This window comes from Microvirgula aerodenitrificans DSM 15089 (assembly GCF_000620105.1).
In the GTDB taxonomy this organism is placed as follows: Bacteria; Pseudomonadota; Gammaproteobacteria; order Burkholderiales; family Aquaspirillaceae; genus Microvirgula; species Microvirgula aerodenitrificans.
On record NZ_JHVK01000019.1, the window covers coordinates 1 to 17,512 of the forward strand.

At 64.8% G+C, this 17,512-nt stretch carries 19 protein-coding genes, 1 rRNA gene and 1 pseudogene; 15 read left to right on the forward strand and 6 right to left on the reverse strand.

The window, feature by feature from the left end; all coding sequences use genetic code 11:
* The first annotated feature begins 127 nt into the window (after positions 1–127).
* Positions 128–243 (forward strand): 5S ribosomal RNA (gene rrf, locus Q352_RS0114290).
* A gap of 108 nt (positions 244–351) precedes the next feature.
* On the opposite strand, the gene Q352_RS0114295 is transcribed toward rrf, so the two are convergent.
* The 3 genes from Q352_RS0114295 to Q352_RS21285 all read right to left on the reverse strand — a co-directional run bounded on the left by Q352_RS0114295 (position 352) and on the right by Q352_RS21285 (position 3,571).
* On the reverse strand, positions 352–1,365 hold the full coding sequence (locus Q352_RS0114295; protein WP_084300217.1) for an RHS repeat-associated core domain-containing protein: 1,014 nt from the start codon (positions 1,363–1,365) through the stop codon (positions 352–354).
* A 446-nt stretch (positions 1,366–1,811) separates the two neighbouring features.
* Positions 1,812–2,351: a response regulator transcription factor gene (locus tag Q352_RS0114300; protein WP_028499931.1), complete on the reverse strand. Its 540-nt coding sequence runs from the start codon at positions 2,349–2,351 to the stop codon at positions 1,812–1,814.
* Positions 2,348–3,571 (reverse strand): ATP-binding protein, encoded by a 1,224-nt coding sequence (locus Q352_RS21285; protein WP_051528985.1) that lies wholly within the window; start codon positions 3,569–3,571, stop codon positions 2,348–2,350. Before Q352_RS21285 ends, Q352_RS0114300 begins: the two co-directional genes overlap by 4 nt.
* Positions 3,572–3,797: 226 nt before the next feature.
* Here Q352_RS21285 and Q352_RS21290 point away from each other — a divergent pair, with 226 nt between their 5' ends.
* The 7 genes from Q352_RS21290 to Q352_RS0114340 are packed head-to-tail and all read left to right on the forward strand — an operon-like array spanning position 3,798 to position 8,497.
* The gene (locus tag Q352_RS21290) at positions 3,798–4,430 is read left to right on the forward strand and encodes a HugZ family pyridoxamine 5'-phosphate oxidase (RefSeq protein WP_051528986.1); all 633 of its coding nucleotides are present in this window, start codon (positions 3,798–3,800) and stop codon (positions 4,428–4,430) included.
* Positions 4,427–4,894: an ATP-binding cassette domain-containing protein gene (locus Q352_RS0114315; protein ID WP_028499932.1), complete on the forward strand. Its 468-nt coding sequence runs from the start codon at positions 4,427–4,429 to the stop codon at positions 4,892–4,894. Before Q352_RS21290 ends, Q352_RS0114315 begins: the two co-directional genes overlap by 4 nt.
* Positions 4,895–4,948: 54 nt before the next feature.
* Entirely contained in the window at positions 4,949–5,737 is a 789-nt protein-coding gene (locus tag Q352_RS0114320; protein WP_028499933.1) for a TOBE domain-containing protein, read from the forward strand.
* Positions 5,738–5,765: 28 nt separating this feature from the next.
* Positions 5,766–6,524 carry a molybdate ABC transporter substrate-binding protein gene (modA, locus tag Q352_RS0114325; protein ID WP_036386481.1) on the forward strand — a complete coding sequence of 253 codons (759 nt, stop codon included), beginning with the start codon at positions 5,766–5,768 and terminating at the stop codon, positions 6,522–6,524.
* On the forward strand, positions 6,521–6,934 hold the full coding sequence (locus tag Q352_RS0114330; protein ID WP_028499935.1) for a TOBE domain-containing protein: 414 nt from the start codon (positions 6,521–6,523) through the stop codon (positions 6,932–6,934). Before modA ends, Q352_RS0114330 begins: the two co-directional genes overlap by 4 nt.
* The gene (gene modB, locus Q352_RS0114335; protein ID WP_036386483.1) at positions 6,928–7,605 is read left to right on the forward strand and encodes a molybdate ABC transporter permease subunit; all 678 of its coding nucleotides are present in this window, start codon (positions 6,928–6,930) and stop codon (positions 7,603–7,605) included. The genes Q352_RS0114330 and modB overlap by 7 nt, the downstream gene beginning before the upstream one ends.
* A 22-nt stretch (positions 7,606–7,627) precedes the next feature.
* Complete coding sequence (locus Q352_RS0114340; RefSeq protein WP_028499937.1) at positions 7,628–8,497, forward strand: ABC transporter ATP-binding protein; 870 nt, start codon at positions 7,628–7,630, stop codon at positions 8,495–8,497.
* A gap of 9 nt (positions 8,498–8,506) precedes the next feature.
* On the opposite strand, the gene Q352_RS0114345 is transcribed toward Q352_RS0114340, so the two are convergent.
* On the reverse strand, positions 8,507–9,331 hold the full coding sequence (locus Q352_RS0114345; RefSeq protein WP_036386485.1) for a cytochrome C assembly family protein: 825 nt from the start codon (positions 9,329–9,331) through the stop codon (positions 8,507–8,509).
* A gap of 114 nt (positions 9,332–9,445) precedes the next feature.
* Between Q352_RS0114345 and ffh the strand changes: the two genes are divergently transcribed.
* From ffh to Q352_RS21295, 4 genes are all read left to right on the forward strand, one after another.
* Positions 9,446–10,798 carry a signal recognition particle protein gene (ffh, locus tag Q352_RS0114350; protein ID WP_028499939.1) on the forward strand — a complete coding sequence of 451 codons (1,353 nt, stop codon included), beginning with the start codon at positions 9,446–9,448 and terminating at the stop codon, positions 10,796–10,798.
* Positions 10,799–10,881: 83 nt separating this feature from the next.
* Entirely contained in the window at positions 10,882–11,775 is an 894-nt protein-coding gene (locus Q352_RS0114355) for an ATP-grasp domain-containing protein (RefSeq protein WP_028499940.1), read from the forward strand.
* Positions 11,776–11,851: 76 nt separating this feature from the next.
* Positions 11,852–13,222 (forward strand): adenylosuccinate lyase, encoded by a 1,371-nt coding sequence (gene purB / locus Q352_RS0114360; RefSeq protein ID WP_028499941.1) that lies wholly within the window; start codon positions 11,852–11,854, stop codon positions 13,220–13,222.
* Positions 13,223–13,406: 184 nt separating this feature from the next.
* Complete coding sequence (locus Q352_RS21295) at positions 13,407–13,910, forward strand: ComEA family DNA-binding protein (RefSeq protein ID WP_211249636.1); 504 nt, start codon at positions 13,407–13,409, stop codon at positions 13,908–13,910.
* Positions 13,911–13,982: 72 nt separating this feature from the next.
* Here Q352_RS21295 and Q352_RS0114370 read toward each other — a convergent pair whose 3' ends face one another.
* Positions 13,983–14,333, reverse strand: a complete 351-nt coding sequence (locus Q352_RS0114370; protein ID WP_028499942.1) for a NirD/YgiW/YdeI family stress tolerance protein — start codon at positions 14,331–14,333, stop codon at positions 13,983–13,985.
* Between the two features lie 147 nt (positions 14,334–14,480).
* On the opposite strand from Q352_RS0114370, the gene Q352_RS0114375 reads away from it, so the two are divergent.
* On the forward strand, positions 14,481–15,335 hold the full coding sequence (locus Q352_RS0114375; RefSeq protein ID WP_028499943.1) for an NAD(P)-dependent oxidoreductase: 855 nt from the start codon (positions 14,481–14,483) through the stop codon (positions 15,333–15,335).
* Here Q352_RS0114375 and Q352_RS0114380 read toward each other — a convergent pair.
* Positions 15,332–15,694 carry an Mth938-like domain-containing protein gene (locus Q352_RS0114380; protein WP_028499944.1) on the reverse strand — a complete coding sequence of 121 codons (363 nt, stop codon included), beginning with the start codon at positions 15,692–15,694 and terminating at the stop codon, positions 15,332–15,334. The genes Q352_RS0114375 and Q352_RS0114380 overlap by 4 nt on opposite strands.
* 210 nt (positions 15,695–15,904) lie before the next feature.
* On the opposite strand from Q352_RS0114380, the pseudogene Q352_RS24180 reads away from it, so the two are divergent.
* Both Q352_RS24180 and Q352_RS0114385 read left to right on the forward strand, forming a co-directional pair.
* A pseudogene (locus tag Q352_RS24180) lies at positions 15,905–16,147 on the forward strand (Arm DNA-binding domain-containing protein); the annotation flags it as partial.
* Between the two features lie 99 nt (positions 16,148–16,246).
* Positions 16,247–17,479 (forward strand): pyridoxal phosphate-dependent aminotransferase, encoded by a 1,233-nt coding sequence (locus tag Q352_RS0114385; protein WP_233495291.1) that lies wholly within the window; start codon positions 16,247–16,249, stop codon positions 17,477–17,479.
* The last annotated feature ends 33 nt before the right edge of the window (positions 17,480–17,512 follow it).

The following is a 17,512-nucleotide window of genomic DNA, read 5'->3' on the forward strand; positions in this document are numbered from 1 at the left end:
CGTGCGGCTTGATCCTATAAGTCGAGACATTCGGCTGTGTGAGCGAGCGATACGCAAAATCTGACTTGAAGTTGTTGCTTCTTCTGTTTCTGGTTGTTGGGATAAGTCCCGGCGACCAACCTTTTACCCTGGCGGCCATAGCGAGCGGGAACCACCCCTTCCCATCCCGAACAGGACCGTGAAACTGCTTTGCGCCGATGATAGTGTGGCACTTGCCCATGCGAAAGTAGGTCACCGCCAGGTCCTATACTGAAGCCCTCGTACCCTGTACGAGGGCTTCTTTCATTGGTGCGACTGAATGCGCAAAGCCGCCCCCCGTGCCATGCCCGGGGGGCGGCTTTCATGGGCGGTTTACTGCGGGGTGAAATCGAGCAGCTTGCCCCAGGTGTTGCCGCGCCCAACGAATGTACGGGGCAGCAGCCTCGGCAGCCTGTCGATGTGGCACATGGACACGGGAGAGTTCAGGGCCCGGGTCGTGCGGCCCAGCACATCGGCGATGTACTGGGCGTTGGCGGCTGCCGGCGCATGGGGGGTAGCTGCATTGCAGGACATCAGATAGAGGGGACTGCCGGGACGGGATCTGGCGTAACCCGAGAACCGGAACAGCTCGTCTGCCCACTCATCGGGTGTGACATACGTCCCATTGATGGTCTGCATGAGCCCGGGTTTCCCGTGAGTCATGACCAGCGAGCCGTCTTTGAATTCTGGCAGAAACAGGAAATGGATTTTGTCCTGTGATTCTGTGGCCTCGACGAAGTTGATGTGGCCATTTTTTATCAGGCGGCCGGTAATGACGCGCCCGGTGGCCTTCACGTAGCTGGCCAGCGCTGGCCCGATCATCCCCGTTACCGCCGAGGCCATGCCCAGCCCAAGCGATATCCAGCCCAGCGTGCGTGCCAGTTCGGGGTCCCGGTCTTCCAGTACGGCGGAGGCGATGCCAGTGGCGCTGGACGCCAGGCCAAGGACAGTGGAGGTTGCCAGCAGCAAGCTGCCCAGGACCGTCATCGCTGCCAGCGTTGCCAGGCCGAGGGTAAGAATGCCGAGCAGGATACCGAGAATGCCCATCCCGAGTCCGAACCCGGCGGAAACACTCATGTAGCCGGAATGATCGCTCCGGTTGACCGGATCACCGCGGCAGAACGCATACGGATTGATGCCGCCACCCGAGAACGGGCAGTACGGGTCTTTGTTCAGGAAGCACTGCAGCATCGGATCATAGCTGCGTGCGCCATCACCCAGGTGATACAGCTGGCTGCGCGGGTTGAGCCAGTCGATGCGTTCACCGTGCATGCCGATTGCGGGGCGGGGGCCGGAACCCGGGACCGCTGGCAGGTTTTCCGGGAGGGAGGATGTTTCGCCTGGCATGGTGGGCTCCTGATGTCCGGCATCCTGAGCAGCCGGTGCCGGTCTGATATGTCGCTTCAAAGCCTGCTATAGGAGATCTGTGCTGCCCCGGTTGTTCTTTCGGACGAATGGCGCGGACCGTCAACCGGCCGTTTTGGGCTGCTTTCATCCATGGTTCAGCGCGGCGCGGAACCGCGCCGTTTTCTCCAGGTGATACAGCAGGCTGCATGCGCCAGTCCGGCCGGCGTGCTGTTCATGCATGCCAGCCAGCGGCGGGGCACCGGTACCCGGAGTGGCCCATGAATGACGGGATGAGGTGGGGGGATGTGGCAGTGTCGCCGGGCACGGCTGGCCTCCCTGTTTTCGGGCGCCGTCGAGGCCGGTCCCGGCCGGGGCGCCGCTTCTGAAACCAGTTTCAGGCCGGGAAACTCCGCGACTGCCAGGCCTGCCTGCAGGACAAGTGGCGGTTAGCGGGCAACCGGCCGTTTTGCCAGCATCCGCTGCAGCGTGCGGCGGTGCATGTTCAGGGCGCGGGCGGTGGCGGAGACGTTGCCGTCGTTCTCGTTCAGTACCCGCTGAAGGTGTTCCCAGGTCAGCCGCTTCAGCGACATCGGGGTGGCCGGGTCGGCCGGGGCGGTCGGCGAGGTGGTCGAATCGGCTTGCAGGGCTGCCAGGATGCTGTCCGCATCGGCCGGCTTGGCCAGGTACTGGGTCGCGCCCAGTTTGATGGCATCGACTGCCGTGGTGATGCTGGCATAGCCGGTCAGTACCAGAATCGGCGTATCCGGCAGTTTTTCGCGCAGGGCCGGAATCCATTTCAGACCACTGCAGCCGCCAAGGTTCAGATCGAGCACGATGCCGTCGATCGGTTGTGGTGTCTCGCTGATGACCTCCAGCGCCCGTTCCGGGGAGACCGCGAGGCTGATGGACAGCCCCTTGCGCTGCAGCACCCGGGACAGCATGGACAGAAAGGCTTCGTCATCGTCGATCAGGAGCAGGTGTGTCATGGGGGGCTAACCACGTGGGAGGTGGGCAGGGGCAGGGTCAGTGTGGTGCAGACGCCGTCCGCATCGCTGTCCATCCGCAGTGTACCGCCCAGCTTGTCCAGGGTGGCGTGGGCCAGGAACATGCCCAGTCCCATTCCATGCTGCTTGCTGCTGGCCACCGGCATTGCCGGATGGGTGAGCTCCAGCTGCGGCGGCAGACTGCCGGCATGGCGGATGCGGATGACCAGTATCGGTGCCTGCCAGTCGGCCTGGACCGTTATCCGGCCATCGGGGCTGGCGTCGGCGGCATTGTTCAGCAGGTTCAGCAGTGCGGGGCCGAAGCTTGGGTCGAACCAGCGGGTCGGCGCTGTCGCCAGCGCCGGCTGATAGTCGAGCTCGATTTGCGGTCGCAGATTGCGCCAGTTGGCGACCAGATGTCCGAGTTGCTGCGAGACCGGCTCTGCCGGCGACGCCAGCTCGCCGCCCTGCTGTTTCAGGCGTCCCAGCGCGCGGCGGCAGGCACCCAGCTGATTGCGCATCAGCCGGACATCGTCGTCCAGCTCGGGGTCGCCGGCATAGCGTTCGGCCAGGTCGTCGGCCAGCAGGGTCAGGGTATTCAGTGGTGTGCCGAGTTCATGTGCGGCGCCGGCGGCAATCATGCCCAGCGCTACCAGCTTTTCGTCGCGCAGCTGGGTTTCGCGGATGCGGCCCAGCTCCAGTTCGCGCTCGCGCACCGTGCGTGACAGTCTGGCCAGCGGTCCGGCCAGCACGATGCCGCAGACGCAGAAGGTCAGCCACATGCCGGCCAGATGCAGGCTGATCAGCATGTCCGAATGCTCGCCGGCGACCATGATCGGCTGGTGCCAGCGGAACAGCAGGGCATAGGCGAGCATCGACGCGGCGGCCAGCAGCCAGGTCCGGGTCGCAGGCATGGCCTGTGCGGCCAGTGCGATCAGCAGCAGATACATCGACACCAGCGGATTGGCCGGGCCACCGGTCAGGTACAGCAGCGCGGTCAGGCAGAGAAAATCGACACCGAGCTGTATATCGAGCGCGGCCCAGCGCGCCGGGCCGGCGAGACTCCAGACCAGGTTGGCCGAGGCCAGCGAGCAGGCGACCAGGGCCAGGGCCGGCCACGGCAATTCGACTGCGCCCAGATACAGGGCGCCGCCGGCCAGCAGACACAGGCCGAGAATGGCCCAGCGCAGGCGAACGATGCGAATCGACGAGGGAAGGTCCATGACTCGGGGGGCGGGAAAGGGAGCGCTCATTGTACCGGGCAGGGAAAGGGGAAGGGCATTGGCGCTGGTTCGGCAGTGACCGGGCCGAATGTACCTGCCCGGACGGCGATGTGCTTGCGGCATATTGTCGCGCCGGCGTGGTTGCCTTCCGCTCGGACGAGGGAGACTTCTGCTACGGTCAACAGTAGATCTGGTTGTTGTTGCCGTCTTTCCAAGGAGACCTGATGTGAATACCGGACTGATTTCCGCCGTCTCCCTGCTGCATTGCAGCGAACAGGCCGCGCTGGCCAGCCACTGCCTGGCCTTGCCCGGCTATCCGTATGTCTCTGCCATCACGCTGGCGCCGGATGAGGACGGTGTGCCGCTGACCGTGATCAGCACCCTGGCCGAGCACACCAGGCAGTTGCAGGCCGATGCGCATGCCAGTCTGCTGCTGGCCGATGCCACCCTGCCGGCGGATCGCACGCTGAGGATCACGCTGCTGGCCGATGCCATGCCGTGCGAGCGGACACCGGCGCGCCGGCAACGTTTTCTGCGCTACCAGCCCGGTGCGGTCGACTATATCGACTTCGACGATTTTTCCTTCTGGCGCTTCGTGCCGAAGCGGGCGCGCTTCGTGGCCGGCTTCGGTCGCATGGGCTGGTTCGATGGCGCCGAGCTGCTGCGGCCGGCGCTGCCGTTCGAAGCCGAGGCCATCGCCGGGCTGACCGGCCAGGGCTGGCATGTGCTCGGCGTCGACAGTGGTGGCTGTGATCTGCGCCTGCTCGATCTTCGCCGCCGGATCACCTTCGAGCGACCGCCGCAGGATGTGGACGAGGTGCTGGCTGCCGTGGCCGCAGGCGGGGCAGCGGCGGCATGAGTGTCGCCCGGCCGGTCATCGGCAACGTCTGGGGCCTGGTCCGGCCCTGCCCTGCTGGTCCGGTGACGACCGTCGCCGTGCCTGGGGTCAGCCTGCGCGCCGTGCTGTGCTATCCGGCAAAAGCCGGTGCGATCGATGACCGGCAGCTGGTGGCCATCCTGCACGAGGCGGGGCTGGTGCATTTCAGCAACCGGCTCGACCACTGCGAATCCTGTGCGCACGTGATGAGTCTGGGCGAGCAGCAGCGGATCGCGCTGGCCAGGGTACTGCTCGATCCGCCGGATGTGCTGTGCCTGGATGAGGCGTCCAGTGCGCTGGACGAAGACATGGAGCAGCAGTTGTACGCCCGTATCGTCGCTGTCATGCACAGCGGCATCCTGCTCAGCGTCGGTCATCGTGCCACTCTCGATGCCGGCCTGTTCATGCCGGCCGGGTCCGCCTCCGCCATCCGGGCTATGGTCTGACGCTATGTAGTCGGATATATTGCGCCTGGTATTCCCTAGCCAGAGTCGCAGCCCATGCCGTTTGCCACCGATCTTGCCCTGCTGGCCGAAGGCCGGCGCTATGCCGCGCTGCCCCAGGTGCGCCTGCTGGAAGCCATTGCCGCCGAAGGCTCGATCACGCGAGCAGCCAAAGCGGCCGGTGTCAGCTACAAGACCGCCTGGGACATGGTCGACGCGATGAACAACCTGTCGCCGCAGCCGCTGGTGACCCGTGCAGCAGGTGGCCGCGGTGGCGGCGGTACGCAACTGACCGAGGCCGGGCACGCGCTGGTCAAGGTCTATCGCGCCATCGAGGCCGAGCAGCACCGCATGCTGGCGGCCCTTCATCTGGACGACGTACCGGCCACACTCGATCTGCTGAGGAGATTCCGCACCATGCGCACCAGTGCCCGCAATCAGTTCCTTGGCCGCATCAGCGCGATCCGTACCGGCGCGGTCAATGACGAGATCGAACTCGAACTCGCCGGCGGCGCGCGGCTGGTCGCCATCATTACCAGTGACAGCCGGGCCAGCCTCGGTCTCGAAGTTGGCGGTGAGGCGATCGCGCTGGTCAAGGCCTCGTCGATCATGGTGGCGACCGGTCTCGGTGACGCGCTGCTGTCTGCGCGCAACCAGCTGACCGGCATTGTCGCGTCGCTGACGCCGGGGGCGGTCAACACCGAAGTGGTCATCGATCTCGATGGCGGCAACAGCGTGTGCGCCATCGTCACTCACGACAGCGCCGAGCGCATGGCGCTGGCCGTCGGCCAGCAGGCCACCGCGCTGTTCAAGGCATCGCAAGTGATCCTGGCCGTCGCTGCCTGATTTCCTACTGTTTTTCCCCGGAGTTTCCATGCTGAAGAAGACCCTGCCGCTGCTGGTTTCCCTCGTGTTTGCCGGACCGGCGCTGGCGGCCGAGCCGCTGTCGGTGGCCGTTGCCGCCAATCTGCAGTACACGTTCGACGATCTGGCCGCGGCATTTCAGCGCGAGACCGGCATTGCCGTCAAACCGTCTTACAGCTCGTCGGGCAAGTTCGTCGCCCAGATCCAGAATGGCGCACCGTACGATTTCTTCCTGTCGGCCGACCGTGATTTCCCGGAAAAGCTGGCCGAACTCGGCCTGACTGCCACGCCACCGAAAATCTATGCCTACGGCACGCTGGTGCTGTGGACGCTGAAGCCGGATCTGAATCTGAACAACTGGCAGCAGGCGCTGGCCGGCCCGCAGGTCGCCAAAATCGCCGTCGCCAATCCGCGTACGGCGCCGTATGGCCGTGAAACCATGAAGGTGCTCGGCAAGCTCGGCCTGGACAGCAAGCTGGAATCCAAACTGGTGTTTGGTGAAAGCATCTCGCAGACCAACCAGTACATCTACTCGCGTGCGGCCGATGCCGGCTTTACCGCCAAGTCGGTGGTGGTGTCCCCGGAAATGAAGGGCAAGGGCCATTATGTGGAGCTGGCCCGTGACAGCTACCAGCCGATCGCGCAGGCGATGGTGGTGACCAGGCGCGGTGGTGCCGAGAACGGGGTGGCCGCCCGCAAGCTGTATGACTTCATGAGTTCGGCCACGGCGCGCGACATCCTGTCGAAGAACGGCTACCTGCTGCCATGAACCGCCTCGACGCCAGTGTAGTGGCGGTGAACTGCGAGGCGTCGCTGGCGCTGGTGGAGGTCGAGCTGGACAACGGGACGCGCCTGACCGCGATGATGGCTGGCGGTGCGGGGGCCTTTGTTCCCGGCGCGCGGGTCACCGCGGGCTTCAAATCGGCGGAAGTGTCGCTGGCCAAGGGCGCGCTCGGCCGGATCAGCCTGCGCAACCGGCTGGTGGCGACCATTGATTCGCTCGACCTCGGCCGGCTGATGGCGCGGGTCACGCTCGACTGCGACGGACACAAGATCGTGTCGCTGATCACGGCCCGCGCGGCAAGCGATCTGGAACTGGCCCCCGGCGATGCGGTGACGGCGCTGATCAAGGCCAATGAGCTGTCGCTGTGGATCGAGGCAGGAGACGGGCCATGCTGAGCCGGATCGACTGGAGTCCGCTGTTTCTGACGTTCGAGCTGGCGGCCGTGACCACGGCCATCCTGCTGGTGATCGGCGTGCCACTGGCCCTGTGGCTGGCCGGCAGCCGTGCCCGCTGGAAGCCGGTTGCCGAAGCGCTGGTCAGCATGCCGCTGGTGCTGCCGCCGTCGGTGCTGGGCTTTTACCTGCTGCTGGCGTTCTCGCCGCAGTCCTGGCTTGGCCACTGGCTGGCGGCGACCTTCGACCTGCGCCTGGTCTTTACTTTCGAGGGACTGGTACTTGGTTCGGTGTTGTTCAGCATGCCGTTCATGGTTCACCCGCTGCAGTCCGGCTTCCAGTCGTTGCCGGTGTCATTGACCGAGGCCGCCCGCACACTGGGGGCGTCACGGCTGAAGATCCTGTTCCGCGTGCTGCTGCCGAACCTGAAGCCGTCGCTGCTGTCCGGCATCGTGCTGGCATTTGCGCACACGGTCGGCGAGTTTGGCGTGGTGCTGATGATTGGCGGCAATATCCCCGGTGTGACCAAGGTCGCGTCGATCGCCATCTACGACGAAGTGGAAGCCCTCGACTATGCGGCGGCCAATGTCTACGCCGGCGTGCTGTTCGTGCTGAGCTTTGTCGTGCTGCTGACGGTCTACATCATCAACAAGGCGCAGGCGCGCGCGGCCTGAGCCGGCGCGCGGCGGAGATTTCATGATCGAATTCGATCTGCAGAAGCGGCTGGTGTCCCGGCATGGCGAACTGGCGTTCTCGGCCGCGGCCACCATCCGTGCCGGCGAGCGTGTCGCGCTGTTCGGCCCGTCCGGGGCCGGCAAGACCACGCTGCTGCGCATGCTGGCCGGGTTGACCCGGCCGGACAGCGGCCGTCTCGTGGTCGGCGACGAGGTGTGGTTCGATGCGGCACGCGGCATCGACCTGCGGCCGCAGCGTCGCCGCATCGGGCTGGTATTCCAGGATTACGCACTGTTCCCGCACCTGACGGTGCGCGGCAACCTGACCTTTGCCGCGCGCACGCCGGCGCGGGTCGACGAGCTGCTGGCACTGATGGGGCTGGAAGCACTGGCCAATCGCAAGCCGGACACGCTGTCCGGCGGACAGAAGCAGCGGGTGGCACTGGCGCGCGCGCTGGCCTGGGAGCCGGCGCTGCTGTTGCTGGACGAACCGCTGTCGGCACTGGACCCGGCCCTGCGCAGCCGGCTGCAGCAGGAGCTGCTGCGCGTGCACGAGGCGCTGAAGCTGACCACGGTGCTGGTCAGCCATGATCTGGCGGAAGTGTTCCGGCTGGCCAGCCGGGTCATTCGTCTCGAGGACGGTGTGGTGACCGGCGATGCGACCCCGGCCGAACTGTTCCTGACCCGGCAGGCGGCCGGTCGTTTCCGTCTGGCCGGCGAGGTGCTGGCAATCCGGGACGAGGATGTGCTGCAGATCGCCAGCCTGCTGGTGGGCGGCGAGATTGTCGATGTCGTGCTCGATGACGACGAGGCGGCGCAACTGCGCGTCGGCCAGCGGGTGACCGTGGCGGCCAAGGCATTCAGCCCGCTGGTGTTTCCGGCCGGGGACTGAGCCCCCGGCTCAACGGTGCAGGAACAGCTCCAGCACGATCTTGCTGCCGAGGTAGGCGAGCATCAGCGTGCCCATGCCGGCCAGCGTCCAGCGCGCTGCGACCCGACCGCGCCAGCCATAGCGCGAACGGCCGAACAGCAGCAGCGCAAACACCACCCATGACACCATCGAGAACACGCTCTTGTGCGTGAACGCGAACGGCATGCCGAAAATCTGTTCGGAGAAGGTCACCCCGGTGAACACAGTCACCGTCAGCAGCAGGAAGGCAACCGACAGCAGCTGGAACAGCAGGGTTTCCAGCGCCAGCAGCGGTGGCAGGCGGGTCGGCAGCGTGGCCAGCTGGCGGGTATGCAGCCGCTTGTCGACCCACAGCATCAGCCCGGCCAGCAGTGCTGCCAGCAGGAACATGCTGTAGGCGATCAGCGAGATGACGATGTGCACGGTCAGCAGCGGCGTGGCCTGCAGATCGGACTGGTGGGTATACGGCAGCAGTGCGCCCATGGCGACCCCGAGGCCGGCCATCCACATCAGGGGGGCCTGCAGGCCCTCCATGCGGAAGAACCAGGAGGTGATCCAGTAGATCAGCACGGTCAGCCACGCCAGCAGGCTGACGGCTTCGCCGACGCCGAGATGCAGCAGCTGGCCGGCCGGTGCGGCCAGCGTCAGCGCGTGCAGCGCCAGCGCGGCGCCGATCAGCAGGTGCTCGATGCGGGGCGCGCGTGGCAGGGTCAGCGCACTCTTGCCGCACCAGTGGGCGGTAAAGTGCCAGGCCAGCAGCAGATAGCAGACCAGGGCGATCCCGGCTGCGACGGGCAGAAATTCGGCGGTTGTCATGAAGGCGATGGGCGTTGCGACGGTTTTGCCGTCGGCTCATGTAAAATGTCGGTTTCCTGAAAGTCTAACCGATTCCCTGCCAGCGCGGGACGCGCTGGCGCAAGGACAGCCTGCATGCTCGACAACCTGACCAATCGCCTTTCCGGCGTGATCAAGACCCTCAAGGGTCACGCACGGCTCACCGAGTCGAATATCTCCGATGCCATGCGCGAAGTGCGCATGGCCCTGCTGGAAGCCGACGTCGCGCTGCCGGTGGTCAAGACCTTCGTCGCCCACGTCAAGGAACGGGCGATGGGGCAGGACGTCATGGGCAGCCTGACGCCGGGCCAGGCCGTGGTCGGCGTCGTCAACGAGGAACTGGTCAAGCTGATGGGCGAGACCAATGACGCGCTGAACCTGGCTGCCGTGCCGCCGGCCATCGTGCTGATGGCCGGCCTGCAGGGCGCCGGCAAGACCACCACTACCGGCAAGCTGGCCAAGCTGCTGAAGGAAAAGCAGAAGAAAAAAGTCCTGCTGGTGTCCGCCGACGTGTATCGCCCGGCGGCCATCGAACAGCTGAAGCTGTTGTCCGAACAGGTCGGCGTCGAATGGTTCCCGTCCGACCCGTCGCAGAAGCCGGTCGATATCGCCGTGGCGGCGGTCGATCACGCGAAGCGCCACTTCTTTGACGTGCTGATCGTCGATACCGCCGGTCGCCTCGCCATCGACGAGGCGATGATGGCCGAAATCAAGGCGGTGCACGCTGCCGTCAACCCGGTCGAGACGCTGTTCGTGGTCGATGCGATGCAGGGTCAGGATGCGGTCAACACCGCCCAGGCCTTCAACGACACGCTGCCGCTGACCGGCGTGGTGCTGACCAAACTCGACGGCGACTCGCGCGGTGGCGCGGCGCTGTCGGTCCGCCATGTGACCGGCAAGCCGATCAAGTTCATCGGTGTCGGCGAAAAACTCGACGGGCTGGAACCGTTCCACCCCGACCGGATGGCCAGCCGCATTCTCGGCATGGGCGACGTACTGTCGCTGATCGAGGATGTGCAGAAGGGCATCGACGAGCAGGATGCCGCCGCCATCGCCAGGAAGATGAAGTCCGGCAAGGGCTTCGACCTCGAGGACTTCAAGTCGCAGATCCTGACCATGCGCAAGATGGGCGGCATGTCCAGCCTGATGGAGAAAATGCCGGGCCAGATCGGCCAGATGGCCAAGGGGATGGAAGGCGCGCAGGCCGAGAAGTCGGTCAACCGCATCGAGGGCATCATCAACTCGATGACGCCGGCCGAACGGCGCAAGCCCGACATCATCAAGGCCAGCCGCAAGCGCCGCATCGCGGCCGGCGCCGGGGTCAGCGTGCAGGAGGTCAACCGCATGCTGAAGCAGTTCGAGGAAATGCAGAAAATGATGAAGCAGTTCTCGAAGGGCGGCATGATGAAGATGATGCGCGGCATGAAGGGCTTGTTGCCGGGCATGTAAGCCCCCATCTGCGGGAGAGCCCGCCGGCTCTTCCGGATTTTCCCCCATTGCGGACCGTGTCCGCGCAGCGCAGGCTGGAACCGATGTTCGATACCCTGATTCTGACCGAATCCCGCTATCTGCACCCCGACGAATCCGACTGGTATACGTCGCAGGTCCATCTCGAGGATGGGCTGGTCATGGAGGCCCTGCAGCGCCAGGGCCTGAACGTGGCGCGCCGCGACTGGGCCGACCCTGACCAGGACTGGGGCCAGACCCGTTCCGTGCTGTTCCGTACCACCTGGGACTATTTCGACCGCTATGCGACATTCTCGCCGTGGCTTGACCATGTCGAATCGTGTACGCGGCTGCTGAACGAGTCGGCACTGATCCGCTGGAATATCGACAAGCACTACCTTGGCGACCTGGCGCGCGCCGGCATCAATGTGGTGCCGACCGTCTACGTCGAGCCGGGCGACAGCCGGAGCCTGACCGAAGTGGTGGCCGGACTGGACTGGGACGAACTGATCCTCAAGCCGGCGGTGTCGGGTGCGGCCCGCCACACCTACCGTTTTCATGCCGATCGTGCCGGCGAGCATGAAGCGGCGTTCGGCGAGCTGATCCGGCACGAATCGATGATGCTGCAACCGTTCCAGCGCGGTGTGCTGGAGCAGGGCGAGCTGTCGCTGATGGTGATCGACGGCAAAGTGACCCACGCCATCCGCAAGACGCCGAAGGCAGGTGATTTCCGCGTCCAGGACGACCACGGCGGCAGCGTGCATCCGCACCAGCCGAGCGCCGAGGAGTGCGCCTTTGCCGAGGCCGCCGTGCGCGCCGTGCCGTTCGACGTCCTGTATGCGCGGGTCGATACCATCCGCGACAACGCCGGCCGGCTGGCCATCATGGAGCTCGAGATGATCGAGCCCGAACTGTTCTTCCGTTTTGCGCCGGCCGCCGCCGACGCGCTGGCCGCCGGACTGGTCCGGCGTCTGGGCTGATGTTTCCGCCGCGGCCCCGGGGTCGCGACATGGTTTTCAACTCGCCGGCTGGTCCGGCATAGCAAGATCGACGCACATGAATCTCAATGCATTGACCGCCCTGTCCCCGATCGACGGCCGCTACGCCGCCGCCTGCGAACCGCTCCGGGGCATCTTCAGCGAATTCGGCCTGATGAAATCCCGGGTGAAAGTGGAACTGGAGTGGCTCAAGACGCTGGCCGCCGAGCCGCTGATCGGCGAAATCGCCCCGTTCTCCGATGCCACCATCGAAGAGATCAACACCCTGATCGACAGCTTCTCGGTCGAACATGCGGAAGCGGTCAAGGCGATCGAGGCACGCACCAACCATGACGTGAAAGCCATCGAGTACTGGCTGAAGGAACGCCTGTCCGGCAATCCGGAAGTGATGGCTGCCAGCGAATTCATCCACTTTGCCTGCACGTCGGAAGACATCAACAACCTCAGCCATGCGCTGATGCTGAAGAGCGCACGCGATCTGGTGCTGGTACCGGTGCTGGATGAAATCATCACCCGCCTGACCGAACTGGCCCACCAGCTGGCCGCCCAGCCGATGATGAGCCGCACCCATGGCCAGCCGGCCACGCCGACCACCATGGGCAAGGAAATCGCCAACGTCGTCTACCGGCTGCAACGCCAGCGCGAGATGCTGTCCCGCCAGGAAATGCTGGCCAAGATCAACGGTGCCGTCGGCAACTTCAATGCCCACCTGACCGCTTACCCGGAAGTGGCCTGGGAAGGTCTGGCCAAGCGCTTCGTCGAAGGCCTGGGCCTGACCTACAACCCGTACACGATCCAGATCGAGCCGCATGACTACATGGCCGAGCTGTTCCAGACCATGGTGCGCGTCAACACCATCCTGATCGACCTCGACCGCGACATGTGGGGGTATATCTCGCTGGGTTACTTCAAGCAGAAAGTCATTGCCGGCGAAGTCGGCAGCTCGACCATGCCGCACAAGGTCAACCCGATCGATTTCGAGAACTCGGAAGGCAACTTCGGGCTGGCCAACGCGCTGCTGTCGCACCTGGCCGAAAAGCTGCCGGTCAGCCGCTGGCAGCGTGACCTGACCGACTCCACCGTGCTGCGCAATATGGGCGTGGCGTTCGGCTATACCCAGCTCGGTTTCAAGGCGCTGCTGCGCGGCCTGAACAAGCTGGAAAGCAATCCGGCGCTGCTCGAAGCCGACCTCGACGCGAACTGGGCGCTGCTGGCCGAGCCGATCCAGACCGTGATGCGTCGCTACGGCATCGAGAATCCGTACGAGCAACTGAAGGAACTGACTCGTGGCAAGGACGGCATCAGCCGCGAGACGCTGGCGGCCTTTATCGAGACGCTGGCAATCCCGGCCGACGAGAAGACCCGCCTGCTGGCGCTGAGTCCGGCGACCTACCTCGGCAAGGCGGAAGAACTGGCCAAGCGGATCTGACCGCGACCTTCTCCTCATGTCCGTTTTTTGCGGGCGGGGAGCATGAACAGCCTGAAGCGCCCTTCGCGGGCGCTTTTTCATTGTTCATGTCTGGCGCGGTTAGGCAAAACGGGTAAAAAATATGGCGACGTATCCGGTATCGCGCTATGTTCAAACCGTTCATCCCAAAAAAGGAAGTCCCTTCATGTTTCTGCGTCGATTGCTGGTCGGCATCCTTGCCGCCTTTGTCTACATCGGTGCCGCGTTTGCTGCGGTCAACGTCAATACGGCGAGCCAGGCCGAGCTGGAAGCGCTGAACGGCATCGGGCCGGCCAAGGCCAGGGCCATCCTCGATTACCGGCAGAAGAACGGGCCGTTCAAATCGGTCGATGACCTGAAAAAAGTGACCGGTATCGGCGACAAGACGCTGGAAAGCATCCGCAAGGACGTGTCGCTGTCCGGCGCCACCACGCTGCCGGCGGCGAAGCCGGGTGCCAAGCCGGCGGCCCCGGCCAGTGCCAAGGCCGCGCCGGCTGCCAAGCCGGCTTCGGCTCCGGCCGCTGCCCCGGCTGCGGACAAGGCGACGACGGACAAGGCCAAGAAGCCGGCCACCAAAAAACCGGCCCCGGCCGGCGAGCCCGCCGTCGACAAGGACAAGACTGCCGCCAAGGACAAGGCCAAAAAACCGGCCACTGCTCCGGCACAGTAAGTTCCCCCTGCACGAAAAATCCCCGCCTGGCAGAGAACAGGCGGGGATTTTTCATGTGACGCGCGGGTGGGCTCAGTGCAGCAGGCGCAGCTGCTTGACGTCGATTTCGGTCGATGTCAGGTCCTTGTCGACCTCGCCGGAGATCTCGACCTGGTCCTTCGGTGCGACGGTCTGGCCGGCCCAGACATGCTTGTCGATCTCGACCGTGATCTTGCCGGTCTTGTCCTGGAACTCGTAGTTGTCGTGATTCAGGCGCTTGGTGATCCGGCCCTGCAGCACGACCGGGCTGTCATCGGGCAGGGCACGGGCCTGTTCGACCGTGACCGGCTTCGGCGGTTCTCCAACGAATCCGCCGGTGGTGGCGGGCGCGGCCCAGGCTGCGGCGCTGGCAAGCAGGGGGATGGCAATCAGAAGCGAACGCATGATGGTGCCTTTCGTAGCGTTACCCCGTCAGCGGGGCGATGGCGTTACTATCGGATTCCTCATTTAATCAGACCTTAGTCATCGCCATGCCGGGATACGACGGGCTGGCGGTGTCCGGGCATTCATCATTACTGCGGGAGAGACAGCGTGAGAGTGGGTTATATCGGTTTGGGCATCATGGGGCGTCCGTGTGTACGGAATCTGCTCAAGGCGGGCTTCGAGGTGTCGGTCTGGGCGCGCCGCCCGGCCAGCATCGGCGATCTGGCGGTCACCGCCTGCGCGACACCGGCCGAGCTGGCCGGACGCGTCGACGTGCTGGTGACCAATGTGTCGGACACCCCCGACGTCGAGTCGGTGCTGTTCGGGGAAAACGGCGTGCTGTCGGGCGCACGGCCGGGGTTGATCGTGATCGACATGTCGACCATCGCCCCGCTGGGCGCACGACGCATCGCTGCCGGCTGCGCCGGGCAGGGCGTGACTTTCCTCGATTCGCCGGTCTCGGGCGGCGAGGTCGGTGCCGTCAACGGCACGCTGTCGTTCATGGTCGGTGGCGAGCAGGCGGCATTCGACAAGGCGCAGCCGGTGTATCAGGCGATGGGCAAGAACATTGTCCGCATCGGCGACTCCGGTGCCGGCAGCGTGGCCAAGGCCTGCAACCAGATCGTGGTGGCGCTGAATGTGCAGGCGGTTGCCGAGGCATTCAAGCTGGCCGATGCGTGCCAGGTCGACAAGGCTCGCGTGCGCGAGGCGCTGCTGGGCGGCTTTGCCTCCAGCCGGGTACTGGATATCCATGGCCAGCGCATGATCGACGACAACTACGTGCCGGGCTTCAAGGCCAAACTGCACCAGAAGGACATGGGGATTGTCGGTGAGACCGCCCGCGCGCTGGACACGGCCCTGCCGGCCACCACGCAGGTGACGGCGCTGATCGACGCGCTGGTGGCGAACGGCGACGGTGAGCTTGATTCGTCGGCGATCGCGCGGCTGATTTCTGCGGCCTAAAGCAGGATGGCGGCGAGGACGCGGCGGTCCTCGCTGACCAGAATATTGAAGGTCCGGCAGGCGGCGGGGGTATCCATGACCTCGACGCCGATCTGACGGGCGGTCAGCGCGGCAGTCAGGCGCGGATGCGGAAATCGCAGCCGCGGACCGGTACCCAGCACCACGACTTCCGGGTCATGCGCCAGCAGCGCGGCGAAGTCGTCCTCGGTCAGCGCCTCGAACGAGGAGGCGGGCCATGGCGTCAGCAGATCCGCCATGACCAGCAATGGCTGGTGGTGCTGTTCCTGATTGATGGCGACAAAGCCGTCGCCATAGGCGGTGAACAGGTTTTGTGCGCCCTGGGTCAGATGCATTTTCATCAAGTGTTCTCGCTTGCTTGCGGCGGTCGTGTCCGTAAGGTGCCGCCGTTCATGGGTCTGCCGCGATTATACGGCGTTGCGGCCGTGTCGCGGTCGCCACGCTTTTTTAGATACCCCCACTGTGGATTGCCGGCATGATAGGGGTATTTGTTTGCCGTTTTTACGGGTGCGGGGTATATTTCTGGAAACGTTTCTGGAGATACCCCAAAAATGGCGCTGACATCCGAAGACATCGCCGCGATCGTCGATGGCGACCGTGACCGAAAGCTGTTCGACGGCGGTGGTCTTTACCTGCTGGCGCGGCCGAATGGCGCGCGCTACTGGCGACTCAAGTACCGTTTCGCCGGCAAGGAGAAAGTGCTCGCCCTGGGCGTGTATCCGCAGATTTCCCTCGATGCCGCCCGGGATGCCGCCGCCGCCGCGCGCGCACAACTGGCCGCTGGCGTCGATCCGTCCGGCGCGCGCGCCGGGCGTCGCCAGCCGGAAGCCGCCGCCGTGGCCGTGCCGCTTCCTTCTTCCCCTTTGCCGAACACTCTCCACAAGGTCGCCCCGATGAAGCCGATCCACAAATCCAGCAAATTGCTCAACGTCTGCTACGACATCCGCGGCCCGGTGCTCGACCGCGCCAAACAGATGGAGGACGAAGGGCAGCGCATCATCAAGCTGAATATCGGCAACCCGGCGCCGTTCGGTTTCCTGGCTCCGGAAGAAATCATGCAGGACATGGCGCGCCACCTGCCGCAGGCCTCCGGCTATACCGATTCCAAGGGCCTGTTCGCCGCGCGCAAGGCGATCATGCACTACACGCAGGAAAAGCTGATTCCGGCCGTGGGCGTCGAAGACATTTATATCGGCAACGGCGTGTCCGAGCTGATCGTGATGTCGATGCAGGCGCTGCTGGATGCCGGCGACGAGGTGCTGCTGCCGGCGCCGGACTACCCGCTGTGGACCGCTGCCGTCACCCTGTCCGGCGGCAATGCCGTGCACTATATGTGTGACGAACAGCAGAACTGGTATCCGGACATCGACGATATCCGGCGCAAGATCACGCCGAATACGCGGGCGATGGTCATCATCAACCCGAACAACCCGACCGGCGCCGTCTATCCGGACGAGGTACTGCGCGAGCTGGTGGCCGTGGCCCGCGAACACGGGCTGATCCTGTTTGCCGACGAAATCTACGACAAGGTGCTGTTCGACGGGGTGACCCACACGTCAATCGCGTCGATGGCGCCGGATCTGTTCGTGGTGACCATGAACGGGCTGTCGAAGAACTACCGCTCCGCCGGTTTCCGTGCCGGCTGGATGGTGGTCAGCGGCGACAAGAGCATGGCGAAGGACTATATCGAGGGGCTGAACATGCTGGCCTCGATGCGGCTGTGCGCCAATGCCCCGGGCCAGCATGCGATCCAGACCGCGCTCGGCGGCTATCAGTCGATCGACGATCTGGTGGCACCGACCGGCCGGCTGGCGCGTCAGCGTGACCTTGCCTGGCGGATGCTGAACGACATGCCGGGCGTCAGTTGCGTCAAGCCGCAGGGCGCGCTGTACATGTTCCCGAAGCTGGATCGCAAGATGTATCCGGTCGAAGACGACCAGCAACTGATTCTGGAACTGCTGAACGAACAGCGCGTGCTGCTGGTGCAGGGCACCGGCTTCAACTGGCATGAGCCGGACCACTTCCGCGTGGTGTTCCTGCCGAACACCGATGACCTTGAAGAAGCCATGGGCCGGATCGGACGCTTCCTTGACGGCTATCGCAGCCGGCACGCGATCGCCGTCTGACTCCCGGACTGCTCCTATCTGAAAGCGGCCTTC